The organism is Megasphaera intestinihominis, from assembly GCF_040096415.1.
Taxonomy (GTDB): domain Bacteria; phylum Bacillota; class Negativicutes; order Veillonellales; family Megasphaeraceae; genus Megasphaera; species Megasphaera intestinihominis.
On the sequence record NZ_JBBMEU010000059.1, the window covers coordinates 1 to 13,799 of the forward strand.

Annotated in this window: 6 protein-coding genes; all 6 read right to left on the minus strand. The window is 46.2% G+C overall.

The features are described 5' to 3' along the window. Positions 1–84: 84 nt before the first annotated feature. Positions 85–2,199, minus strand: a complete 2,115-nt coding sequence (brxL, locus tag WMO23_RS09100; RefSeq protein ID WP_349173828.1) for a protease Lon-related BREX system protein BrxL — start codon at positions 2,197–2,199, stop codon at positions 85–87. A 24-nt stretch (positions 2,200–2,223) separates the two neighbouring features. Further along, the gene (pglZ, locus tag WMO23_RS09105; protein WP_349173829.1) at positions 2,224–4,749 is read right to left on the minus strand and encodes a BREX-1 system phosphatase PglZ type A; all 2,526 of its coding nucleotides are present in this window, start codon (positions 4,747–4,749) and stop codon (positions 2,224–2,226) included. A 137-nt stretch (positions 4,750–4,886) separates the two neighbouring features. Then, the gene (gene pglX, locus WMO23_RS09110; RefSeq protein ID WP_349173831.1) at positions 4,887–8,642 is read right to left on the minus strand and encodes a BREX-1 system adenine-specific DNA-methyltransferase PglX; all 3,756 of its coding nucleotides are present in this window, start codon (positions 8,640–8,642) and stop codon (positions 4,887–4,889) included. 20 nt (positions 8,643–8,662) lie between these two features. Beyond that, positions 8,663–12,280, minus strand: coding sequence for a BREX system P-loop protein BrxC (gene brxC / locus WMO23_RS09115; protein WP_349173833.1), 3,618 nt, complete (start codon positions 12,278–12,280; stop codon positions 8,663–8,665). Between the two features lie 13 nt (positions 12,281–12,293). Continuing rightward, the gene (locus tag WMO23_RS09120; protein WP_107195317.1) at positions 12,294–12,923 is read right to left on the minus strand and encodes a DUF1788 domain-containing protein; all 630 of its coding nucleotides are present in this window, start codon (positions 12,921–12,923) and stop codon (positions 12,294–12,296) included. Between the two features lie 5 nt (positions 12,924–12,928). After that, complete coding sequence (locus WMO23_RS09125) at positions 12,929–13,528, minus strand: DUF1819 family protein (RefSeq protein ID WP_292299265.1); 600 nt, start codon at positions 13,526–13,528, stop codon at positions 12,929–12,931. Between the last annotated feature and the right edge of the window lie 271 nt (positions 13,529–13,799).

A 13,799-nucleotide genomic window follows, 5' to 3' on the forward strand; every position in this document is an offset into this window, starting at 1 on the left:
CCAATTTTCGTTACTTAATACTATATCATGCACTCTTAAAATTTTCAGTACTGGTCTGAATTCACAGGCCCATTATACATAGCATCATTCTACTCCCAAGGCTTTAAAGACAGCATCTTCAGGATTACTATAAAATATCAGTTGAAAACTTCCGATTAATTCAGGTGGTACCGTTCCCAAATCGGCGGCGGATGTAATGGGAAGCAGGACTTTTTTTGCGCCCGAGTCGAGGCATACTTGCAAGGTGTTGGCCAGTTCGTCGACTTTCATAAGTGTACCGCTGATACTGATTTCACCAAGGGCGACGAGGGAGCTTTGGACGGGTTTGTTCAGGGCGATGGAGCAAATAGCGATGAGCGTCGGGAGCGCTAAGCGATGGGTCATACCGATGCCTTGAAGGTCCTGGTAGTTGATGATATAGTCTTTGGCGGTCGTCGAAATGCTGCCGCTGATACGCCTGCCATTGGCTTTTAGGTAGTTATAGGCAGTGTTGACGGCTTCTTTGCATTCTCTGTCGCTGCCGATGCCGGTGCGTTCAAATTTCCCGCTGCCCGGCAGCATCTGGCTTTCCAGGCGGAATACGCCGATCATGTTGTTTTTCCCATGGGAAACGGTATAGACCTGCCCGGGATTGCAGAGGCCTTCAGGAATGAGTTTGCCGCCGCCTTGTTCCGGCACGGAGACGTAGTGTTCTTCAAAAGTTTCGTTGTCGATGTAGGAAAAATTCACGTCGTAGAATTCCATGCCGCCTAGCTTTTTGAGCTGTTCTTTGACGCGGCGGCGCATCTCCAGCGCCATTTGCAATATTTCTTCTACTTCGTCTTTGCTAAAACGGCCATCCGGGTGCAGCAACTTGATGTATCCGCCGACCATCTTGCGGACCGCAATAGTATCGCGCTGGTTCAGATTTTTCCCCAGCCGGAAATAGGCATCCAGGGCGTCACCATACTGCTCTTTTCGCAGTTCTCGCATGAATCCAGCCAGATAATCAGAAATGAATCCGTAATCGTCGGTGAAATGTTCAGGCCGGAATTTAGGGATTTCCCAACCAGGGTTGTAGCAATGGATACGGTCGAGGAAAGCCGTGTCCGTTCCCATTTCTGGCGGGAACGGGTCGAACAGGCTCGACGTTTTCAGCAGGACATCGACAGACTGGTTGATATTGCCGACAAAGACCATCGATGCCGAAGCCGCTTTTTCTTCCTTGCCCCGGGCAAAGGATCCCGATGCCATATAGTCTTTCATGATCTGGATGCCGTCTTTGTCCTTGAATTTGATGCCTGCTACCTCATCAAAGGCTACACAGTCCCACAGGCCCACCAAACCGACCTGATGGCTTGCCATATTGTAAAACAAGTTAGCCACGGTAGTTTGACCTCCAGAGACTAAAATGCTATTGGGAGAAATTTCCTTATATAAATGGGATTTCCCCGTACTGCGCGGCCCCAGTTCACAGAGGTTGAAATTATTTTCCACAAGCGGAATCATACGTGTAAGGAGCAGCCACTTTTCACGATATGACAGAGAGTCCGGCTCCATACCGGTCGAGCGCAGCATGACATCTATCCATTCTTCTTTAGTAAAAGCCTGACGGCCGCGCTTTAATTCATCCATGTCAACATGAGGCATCTGGATGGGCGTCAGATTGCGGATACTAATAGGATAGATGTTCTTCTGTCTCCGGTTATTTGACTGAGGGCTATTTTCACTGGGCAGAATGATATCCAGGTTCTCCGTTCCTTCTGCGTCATAATTCAGCTGTACGATGCACCATATACCGCCGCACAAAAGGCGGTCGTATTTTTCCGGGTATTCATCAGCAATGGGGATTCCGGTCAGGCCCAGATTGGAAAATGAGGCTTCATAATAATCCTGCTTGATATTCAAGCTGACCGTAATCATATCGATGACGGTGTGGCTGCCGTGCTGACGCAGGACTGAGAGTACTTTCTGCGCTTCATCGGGGCGCACAAAATTGGCAGATAAAATCTTTTTTACGTTTTCCACTCCCGCTTTGACGATTTCTTCATCGTCAGAGCTGCAATACTGACCTAATAGAAATTCCAAGACGTACACAGGGACATTGGCCCCTTCTTTGATTTTTTTCGTCAAATCCTTGCGGACGATTTTCCCTGGGAAATGAGTCTTCAATTTCTGGCGGATTTCTTCCCGGTTGGTGGTTCCACCTGCTGTCTCCATATCAATCCTTCCTCTCTGCGTTCATCACAAATCAAAGCCAAAATCTCCAGCAAAGGGAAGATCCATAATGAACGGATGGCGGAATACGTCTATGCCCGTTTCCGCGTCTTTGATGACCAGGAAATACGACTGGCTGACATCATACTCCTGATTTTTGAACGTAAAGCGGATCCGGAATGTCCGCTTGGCCGGGTCTTCTTCCCGGCTGTCAGCCACATGTGTGATTTCATTAGAAACAGGCTGGCTTTCGGCATCTACAAAACCAATCAGATACGTGGCTTCTTTGACAGTCTCCCCGACCGGTTCCGACTGGATGAAATCCAGCGTCGTAATGAGATTGGTAATCTTACTGATGGTGTTGATGAAGCGGATTTTTACCGTCCGCACATCCGCCTTGCCCCGTTCCATATGGACATCAATGACCGGGACCAGCATTTCCTGCGGCGAAGAACCACCGTGTACATAATTCTGACCGCCGCTGCCCCGCGTTTTGAAGACACTTGTCCCAATGGGGAAAGAAACCATGCGGTTGTCCTCGTTCCCCAGCAGATAGCCGAGATTCAGGTTCTGTACACCATCTTCTTGAATTCCTTCCTGCGAGATGATGTAACGCCGTTTCACAATATCATGATGATGAACGTTGCCGATTTTATCCGATTCCTGCACCTTATTGCGCTTGTAAATGAACCCATGGTCTGCCGTCACGATGAAATGATGGGTATTAGCCCCGTTATGGACTTTCTCGATGAAATCCAGGATTTCTTTCACGGCTTCTTCACAGGCCTGGAACACTTCATCCTCGGCATGTTCGCCGCGGACATCAATCTGGTCATGATATACGTAAATGACTTGCTGGCCTGTAAAAATATCCCGCATATCCCGTGTTTTCATGTGTTTCAAATCATCAAAGGATACACAGCGGGCCAGCGGCTGCCGAGCCTGTAATGCTTTTTCCCGGCTCTGGATATCGATACAGTATGCCCCGTCGACGAGTTCTTTCCCTTCCGGGGACAATTCCAGCTTCTGATGGGGCAGGAGAGCCGACATGCCTAGCCGTGTATATGATGGTAAGGTGCTGAGCATAGCCTCAATTTTCACTTCACTGCGGGGATTATCGCCCAGGCGGTCAAAGAGTTCCCGCCCTGTTTCATAACGCATCGCATCGGAAATAATGACTACGACCCGGTCTTTACTGTTAGCTACATAATGGTCATAGAAATCACGTTGCAGGGGAATCACCGACAAAGCCTTATCTTCCATGATTCCCGCATTCCATTCCGGCAATAATTTGCCCAAGTATTCATTAGTGTATATATTTTCAATCAATATACGCAACGGTTCATAAGCACTGGCATCAGCAAGTCTATCTAAGTGATAATAAAAATGGCGATAATCTGTATCAACCTGGTACAAATGATTTTTATAGTCTTTGATGATATTCTGGAAACCATCAGGATATGACTGTCTTGTCAACATTTCCAATCTGATGGCACAGATAAACATGTCATATATATGTTCCCGCTGTTGGCCGAAATGTGTCTTTTTGCGAAATTCACAGAGTGCCAGAATACGATAATCACCCAAATGCGCATCCACGTCTTCAGATTCCAGCCGACCGGCGATCCACTGGATCAGCAGCGTATCGACATCAGCAAAGCAGCCGCAGGCAATTAAGCTTTCCAGAGGGTACGTTTTCAGTGAATCTGCGACATGGAGCTGCTGGCTGGCAAAGAGCGATAGCCTATCAAAAACAGCCTGATAAACGACGCTGTTCATCATGCTGTCCAAGAAAGCAATGGCATTGCCGGTCTTGCGCATTTTGAAAGGTTCCCAACTATTGGGTACGGGTTCCATGATTTCATGAGCGGCACAGGTCACAAACAGAGCCAGTACCAGCTTGGCTATGCTTGGATTTTCCCAGGCCAGGCCAAAATGGCGGGCGCACAAATCCCAAAAAGAATCCATCAAATCATACCGGGCTAATTCGTCAAAAATCCGATGGTTTTCCTGGCTTTCTTCATCAAGGACGATGCGCAGTGCTTCTTCGAGTGAACACGTCCGGGCGCCTGCCAGAGCACATATCATACCTAGGCGAATCGTCGTTCCATCGTACTGGCTGATACCCAGATCATAAAACTTCTTCGTCCGCTCCTTGTTGGCAAAAAAGCGAATATGCGCCTCCAGGACCGGCTTCCATTCTTCACCGATGCCGAGGTCGACAGCGAGCAAAGAAGCCCGGTCTGCGTAAAATCGCCGCGAGTAGAGCAGTATATCTTCCAAATGGTTCTCATGGACGTCGGGCTTGGAGAATGGGGCATAAATAAGGTAATTCGTGGTCCGGTCTTCGCGTTCGAGGAAGAGTTTGGTAGCAAACTGATTATCCGGCATAAGATGCAGGATTTTTGCGTTATCCAGTTGCAATGAATCTACATCTTCGGCAAATTCAGCCCGATCATCATACCAAAAGACCAGTTTCCGGTTTTCGTCTCCACTTGTACGAAACTCTTCATTAAGTCTGTCTTCTATTTGCTTGAGATTTAATTCTGCCATAATTCACTCGTTCCTCAAAAGATAATTAAAAGATAATCAAAAGATAGCCAATACCTTTTGAACCGCTTAGTTATCCGCTTTTTTTGCGTTCTCTCGCGTATAAATTTCGAAGTTCACAAGATATTCAAAAGATAGCGCTATTGTTCATGATGCCATTCCGTAAGGTATTCGTGCCAGAGGGCATCTTTGGCCATGATAGCTTTGGAGTCGGCCAATACTTCGTAAAATTTACCGTCCCGGCCGGTCTGGACTTTGCGATAGTTGATTCTCACGCCATCGTCCAGGTCGAGGTGAATCTGGTCCAGGGCCAGGTGGCCCAGCTTAGCATCATAGTCCTGACATTCCTTGATCTGCTTCTTCATCTTTTCCAGCCGCTTTTCCGCTACCGATACTTCATGGGCCGAATGGCTGTGGTCGATAACATCCTGCATGCGGTTGACTTCATTGCTGTAAATCCGTTCCATGCGGTGGAGATAATCGGCACGGACGCGCCCTATGGTGTTTTCATCGTAGCGATGGAGATAGACGAGAGCCTTAAAGCCGTTTTCCTTGCCGCTGTCAAAGAGCCAGTAAATCGGCCGTTTCTGATAGGTCTTGCAATGGTCCTTGTAGAAGTTCTTGAGAAAATAGTTGCGGAGCTTTTCTCTGGAAGTAGTACCCCGGGTCCCCAGGGCATCGGTGAGGAATTCCAGGTTAGCTTCAAAGTTTTCCCGGCCAAAGGCCTTCTTCAGCCAGGCGCAGATGAAGGACGACAAGTCGTCGTCAAAGTATTCTTCGTCAGTAATGGGCACGACGTTGTCGTTGTCAGGAATAAAGGTCTGGTATTTACCGGCATCCCATTCACCGCCAGCATAGGCCAGACCCGGCGTGTCCAGAGAATAGCGGCCGAAGAGACAGCCTACGGCATAGGACAAGAGGGACTTCATGACGTCTTCCTTCGTCAGGACATACGGGCTCACTTTACTTTTAGTTTTCCCTTTTTCATCTGTTTCCTTTTTATACATACTTTGCGGAATGTCTTTCTTAGAATCAAAGATTCGATGAACCGTAATATCATAATCAGCAACTTCTGGGTTCAATTCACTCTGTAGACCATAGATGTCGATGAAAATGCGGTTCAGTTCTTCTTCATTGTCTTGGAGAATGTCGAAACGGTCCTCGCAAATGGCCTTGAACTGTTCATACCGTTCGGCCAGCGTCGGCTGTTTTGCTGTAATCAGGCCGGCCATATCCAAAGCAGACGAAGCTAATAAAGGATGAGTCTGGAAATCCCACGACGTTTCAAAGGAATCCCAATCGGATTTTGAAAGGGAGATATTTTCATCGACAATGTTATTAATCTTTTTTTCAACAATTTTATCAAAAATTATTGGAATTCTAGATATGTGTCCGGTTTCATAATTAAGGGTCGGTGATAGCACTTCCAAGAAATATTTGGAAAGCTTTGAATTGCATAACCCAAGTAAATACCCAAGAATTTTTATATTTTCTTTCGGAAACATACTTAGTCCCGCTACATCAAACATTGTTCCTATTTCTTTATATCTAAAAGAACAAATGCCCGATGAAACCTTGCTCCAAGATATAGATTCCTTAAACATATATCTAATACTTCTTGGGACTAGGTGTCCATACCCTTTTAATTCGCTTCCATTTTTTCCCCAATTTAATACATATTCATTATTACCAAACCATTTTCTATATTGTCCACCTTTATTATAAGTAAACCATTTTTTATGACTTATAGAAGCATCATATAAAGAAGGACATTTAAAATTAATTTTAGATATAATCACTTCAAACCATAATCTCAAAAATAGTTCGTTATTTCCTGTAGTGAATCCATTATTGCAGTCAGCATACTCATTAAGCAAAGGATTATCAAACGTTTTTAAAAAATTATCGCTTACCCAATACGCCACCGGTTCACCAGGAATCTTAGCAAAATTTTCTTGCTGGCTTACATACCTATTTTGCGCCGATAAAAACATTGCTTCTTTGCCCTGTTGTGTCGTTGGCTCGATAAGCCGGCAATATTCCCCTTGGTATCCGTTTGAAAATTCGTTTCGTAGAACAAAGCTGGTAGTTTGTACGACCTCACCGCCGATTTCTTCAAAAGCACGCGGGCCAAGATGAGCCATATTAACGATCATCTTTTGCAATATCTTTTCCCTCAGCTTTTCATAACTAGAGAGGAACATCCAGGCGTGCTGGGTAATCATGGCCTGATAACCATTCGGCTTAATCATAGCCCCACATTGTTCAATGAAGACGGCAAAGAGGTCGCTCTTGCTATCAGGATAATTATCCTTGACATACTTCGACAACTTGGCATTCATACCGCTACTGCCCATATAGGGCGGATTAGTCACGACGACATCATATTTTCTGGATAACAGCTTGGCTTGACGGATGAGTTTTGGCATTTTGTCGGCCATTTCTGCACTCCAAGCGGCAAAGAGGATGTTTTCCGAACCCTTTTGCCGGATTTCTTCCAGATAGTCCTGGAGATTGTCATAATCTGTCGGCTCTACCTTGAGGATGGAGCCATATTCTTTGGCATCATGGAATAGGTCAATCAATTCATCAGCCTGAGCAATATAAGTTTGGTCTAGTGTCAATTGGCCAAAATCACTGCCGGAAAAAGCTTTCCACGTAGATAAGCCATTGCTTTCTTCGATGGCATAGACATGGGGCTGGATGCCCCGGCTCAGGAAACGTTGGTCATACTGGCGGGCTTTCATCATGACGGCAAAATAAGCCAGCTGGGCAGCCCGTTCATCAATATCGAGGCCATAAAGATTATGTTCGACAATACTGATAGCGGCATCACGGTCACGATAGCCCCGGCTCCGATAGATTTGCATGAGCACATCAAACATATAGGCCAGGATATGGCCGCTGCCACAGCAGGGATCGAGGCAGGTCAGGCCTTCCAGATTGAGCTTACTATGTTCAGCATATATCTGATTCAGCTGTTTCTGGACGGATTCTTCCTGTTCTGCTTCGTCGAGATAATATTTCCATTGCTCTTTGAGAGCTTCATTGGGATGGCCTTCTATCCACAACCGTCCCAGGGAATTTTCTACCATGTAGCGGACGATCCAGTCTGGCGTAAACAGCTGGGTAGCGGCCGGGATGTCTTCTTTCTTTATTTTTTCACTGCTCTTACGGGCAAAGACTTTGTCCTTCGGCTCTGTATTGTAATACTGATAGAGCCAGCCGATAATCTGCACCTGGTCCCGGAAATCGTCTTCAGGGATATCATGGACGAGATGCCAGACGACGCCGTCCCGGTCAGAAATGGAGAGGGTAAGCAAGAGTTCCGTATAATCAGCAATTTTTTCAAATAACATGGGCAAGGGTTCATTTAGGGCATTACATTCCTTGAGAAACAGCATACGGAACAGGTCGTCTGTCTGATTATTCATTTTCCAATCTACGATTTGCCGTGATTCATCTTCACTAAACGTCAAGTCCGAATCGAACGGCGACGTTACCAGATCCGGTTCGATTTTTTCCGGGGTCTTCGAAGACAAGACACGGGCAGACAAGTAGTCATTGACTTCCATGAACCGGATGGCAATGAGACGATTGAACCAGGTATAGGCAGTTTCTTCCATGATATGAGAAAAAGCTTCCGGATAGGTACTTTCTTTCGCGTTTTCCTGAATGACGGCCACGAGATTTTTCCGCTGAGTGATAGCATCCCCAGTAATAGCTGAAGGTTCTTTTAAGCCGATATCGAAGAATTGGGCATCCTTCGTCGACTGAGGCAACGGGGCCTGTATCCCTTTATCGGTGATGCCCAGGAGCCGCGCTCTATATATGCTGTCGGCAATAAGTTTGTTTCTCGCCCAGATGGCAAATTTCTTTATGGCCGTTTTATCCATGATATCCCTGTCCTTCCTGATTAAAATTCAACGTTGACGATGGTGTCTTTATCCAGTTCGCTCAGCAATTTCTTCCGCAAAGCTTCGACATAGGCATCGACATCCTGAGGCGATTCCAACCGCCACGAAGCCGTCCCGGTCATGGCCTTGATGGTTACGTTCTTTGTCTTTTTGATAGGCGGCGTAACTTTAGGCGTGTTTTCTTCCGTTCCGAACTGGCCCGGAGCATTCTTTTTGTTCCTTTCGGCCTGTTCCTGTACCAGTTTATTATCCTTTTCGGTCATTTCATCAAGCAGGCGGATTTTCAATGCATCGGCCTGGTCAGCAAAGCTGCGCAATGTCGATACGTTATTGCACCGTTCCACTCTTCGCAGCAGATCATCGAACTGGTGGGCATAGGAATCTTTCTTTTCTTCCTGATAGGATTTTTCCCGCAATACATCCATGACGCGTTGACGAGAACTATAGATAGAATCGCAGACCGGTTTTTCCTGTTCATCCAGGACCGCACTATAAAGCTTCCCAAATGTATTCAGCAGTTCCGGCAGGCGGGGAATATCCTGGTATGGATTATCTTCGTGCAGAATCCGCTTGATTCCTTTTACCGTATCTTCCAATTCTCGGTTGACGATATAGTTTTTGCTGTCATCATAAATCTTCATCGAGTTCAGGGCGTTATCGAAAATCTGCTTTTGTTCACCCTGGAAAAACCCCTGGATTGGTTCATAGTCTTCGGCAAAATCGAGCAAATCGTCTTTTGCATCAACGATTCCTTTATAAAACTCTTTCGTAGACCGTGTTGCCAGGATGTCCTGCAATAGCTGGATTCCCTGTCTGATTACGTCTTTTCCCGGATAGGCATCATTATTTTCATAATATACTTGTACTTTTTCTAATTGGGACAGCAATTTCTGGAGTCCATTGCGGGTATGCTGCATCAGTTCGTCTTCATCGTCTGTTGCCGGAGTGATTTGCAGCAGTGCTCGCATGATGGCTTTACACGTATTTTTAGCCTTGCTGGAGATGCGAATTTTCTGTTCCATCATCAGTTTTTCTACGAATTGTTTTTTCGTGATATAGCTGATGATTTCATCTTTCGTTTTATTCATCAGGCTGACCGGAGCCCCATTGACAGTAAAAGCAATATCCCCCTGACGGAACAGCTGGGCTACGAGATATTCTACATCGTCTTCGACAAATCCATAAGGAGCTTTCATGAAACGGTCTTTGACAGATTTAAGGGAGGTTTTCAGGTGCGCCTGAGAATTCATCTGGATATAGGCCCGTACGTCATCCAGAGCCAGTTGGTTGGCCTGGCGCGTCTGGCCTAGATTGAGCGCAGTCTGTCCGTTTTGGTCAAACAATTCGCGTATACTGCTTTCATCAAAAGGTGTATCAATATAATATAATTTGTTGTATACTTTATCGACAAGGTGATGCAATGCGGCCTGAATGCGGACATTGACATCTTTGGCCTTGATATCCGCTGGGCTGCCGTTAATGTAGATGGTGGCGTTCTTCAGATTTTCCATCAGGAATAAGCGGGCATTGTCATAGCGTTCCCGCATTTCCAGCCGTTTTCCTTCCTTGATACTTTCGTACTGCACCATCGAGGCCGTCGTATTGCGGCGCAGGAATTTTTCGATTTTCAAGTACGTCTGGATTTCATCCATAAAGGCCCGGTCATTGGGCAGGGCTATCAGGACATCTGGCTGTGCGATGGATAAAGATGCCAGCATAGCGTCATCGGTAATGTCCGAAGCCGGCGTCAGGATATGGATACCGATATCGTTGCCTTTTGTTACTTTATAGGGGTATTCATCGACGGTCTGATTAAAGCTGAATGTATAGCGTCCGTTGAATTTAGGATAGCGGTATTTTTTGTCCGTGAAGATATCTTCAAAGACCATTTCCGATATTTTGTGAATGACATCGGCATTGTCGATATCTTCGCTTTCGATTTCCCGGTTAATTTCCTGTTCTTCGTTGGTCAAGAATACATAGGATTCACCATTTTTCTGTACCAGCATCTGGCGGATCAGGACTTTCAGAGCCTCTTCGACGTTTCCCTTCAGGGTAATCCGGTCTTCCTCGAGATTATCCATCATGAGTGTCGTAATATTGTCGATATTCGGCGTTATATCCTGTACGTATTTGATGAGGAACAGTGTTTTTAGTACGTTAATGGCAAAGACATCGCCGGTCTTGTGATCTGGGTTAATATAGTCATTTTCGTAAGCTTTAATGATGACACTGCGATGGCTGTGGTCGAGGAAATTTTCCATCGGCGTGTAGAAGGCATAGAACGGGATAATCGTGCCCTGCTGTTCATGCATATAGGCTACCGCCGATTCTTTGAACATGGCCAGCATGGAACGTTCCCCTTCGGACAGATGCTTGCCAGAAGCGCCGTGGGTGCGGATGGCGGTCAGGACGGAACCGAGCAGATTGAACTGATACGGGATGAACGGATAAACGGCGGCAAAATCGTCTTTTCCTGTGTACAATTTGCGTTCTACCGAGTCGGTGAATACAATCTTGTTCTTGATGGTCGTTTCTTCCTGGCCGTACAGGAGACGCAATGTCTGAGCGGCAGTATCATTTTTTTCAAGGATACGTTTTTTGATGACCGCGTCGACATTAGCGGAAGACAGGGACAGGCGGGTATCAAAGCGGCCCTGGATTTTGGAGAAATCATTGCCTTTGACTTTGATAATAGAATCGATGTCCTGCTGGGAAGTGACGATGACCCAGACTTTGCCATTGCAGGCGCTGCCCAGATCTTCGGTCACGGTCTGCAAGTTGAGCATGAGATTGCGGTCGTCACCGATATACTGGCCGACTTCATCGACGAGGAACACGACATGATGGTTATGGCCTTTTTCGTCGATATACTTTTTGACGCGGCCGGCAAATTCTTCGATGGAGATGCGATAGGGCTGGATGGCTTTCTCACACCAGTTCCGTGCCGATTCTTCCGACATGACCCCCATATCAACCAGGACATCGACAATATCGTCCTGGACGAAGTCGAATTCATGTCGCGCATCTTCCCACGCTTCACCACTGGTAGCGGCAAATTTCTGTTTGAATTCGTCGTAGCGGCCTTTTTCCGTTAGATTGCGTTCCAAGTCGGCTACATAGGGAATCGTGCCACAGAATCCCTGCATTTCGTTGAAGACTTTGAGGAAGACGTTGACAATGGCGTCCTTATCCTTTTTGCCATTGGAGTCGCTCTTGGAGTCGATATTAAAAAGGACGACATCTGTCGGCGTTTCGGCGGCCAGTTTCATATCGGCCAGCACCATCGGATCTTCGATTTTATGATCATCGATAAAGTAGTCAATGGCTCTTTTACCACCGACTTTGGTATTATCCAGCAGATAAGAAAAGATTTTTAACAGGTGCGATTTACCACTGCCAAAGAAGCCGGAAATCCAGACGCCCATCTTCGGCGTCGTCCCGTTGATTCCTTTCTTGTAGGCAGCAAAAAAATCGGCAAAGTGTTTTTGCAGTTCCTTCGTCACGACGTATTCTTCCAGCTCCTGCCGGATATTTTCATTTTCAATGTCGCCGACCTTGATGACACCTTGCAGGTCACGGTCGATGGGTTTGGCAAACATATCTTTAATTTCCATGATTCATCCCTCTTTAGCGGGCTATGCGGAATGCCCGGTAATAGCTATCTTCCACGAATTCATTAAAAACCACCAGCTCTTGTTCCGTATAGGTTCCCGGATAAAACAGGATGACCGGCGTGGCGGCAAATTTTTGCGGCAAATTGTAAAGTACTTTATTGAACACTTCCGGCGCTTCCAGAATAGGGTAGCATTTGCCAATTCCCGTAATCAGGACAACGGCGTTTTCCGGCGTATGTTCTTCCATATAGTGGACCAGGTAGTTATCTTTGTCGGTAATCCTCAGCATCCGCTGTATAGCCGTTACGACACGCTGGATACCGCCTCGGCTTTCCAACTTCTTGGTCTTTTCAATAAAGCCTTTTTCCGTTAATCGATCGATGATGATATCGTATAAATCATATATAATTAATTCGTAATCATCAAAACCTTTGCGATTGTGTTTCTTCAGCCATTCAATATGACTGCGGACTTCCAGTTCCTGTTCCGGCGGATAGTCGAATACCCAGTAGTTGACCTCATTGGCTTTGCCGGTAGACTGTCGGAAGGAAGGCACCTTGATTTTTTCGTCCATCTCGGCAAACCGTTCGGAAAGGCTGCGGCGATTTTTATAATATTCACGCGATACTGTCTGTGCTGCCATGCTGATCAAACTCCCGTCAATGCTTTGATAATCGGTTCCAGGTGCTGCTGGACCAGCCAAGTTTCAAAAGCCGGATCCAGGATGGGTTTGAATAATTTCCGCGTCTTCTGGCCCCGGTCAGAAAGGCCAGCTCCCAAAAGATAGCTTTTATAGGTTCGCCCCAGACGTTGCAACGTCTGATCCGTCCAGGTTGCGGCTTTGCTGTCCTGTAGCTGTTTGTCGCGGAAAAAGATACGTATATCCTTATCACTCAGCTCATTGGTCCCAATGAGAATTTTTTCTTTGAATACTTCATACATAAAATCAAAAAAGAGGCTTTCATGCATCATGATAGCCGTCAGGTTGATCAATTTCTGTGTTGCTAGATCCGACTGCTGGAATAACGGATAAATACTGGCATCCAGTTCCTGAATCCGTGCTGTCACTGTCTGATATATCATCGTGGCCCGGGCCGGCGTTGAAGCATTAAAAACATTGTGTTCAAGACAAGCCGTCTTGATTTCATCCAAACTCAGCCCCTTAGAAATCATAGCGATTTCTTTACGGAACTCAGGAAACCAGAAAGCAAATTTAACAGCCCCGGCACTATACGGTTTACGATTCATGATTTCACCTCTATACACCTGTCACAAATTACCTTAACACACATTATTAGTTCAGTATAGCAGAAAACAAGGAAACCTCCAAAAGAATTGATGTAATATGGAATTTTGAATATACGAATACATAGTAGTATTATGTGAACGTACTCCCGCCTATAGAGGCGGGAGCTTCCTGCTTCAACGAGAACAGCGCCACGGACTCCAAAGAGTTGCGGCGGCTTACACTCTCTCCACAGGCGTAGATTCCCGTGCGCCCCACGGTATTTTATGGATT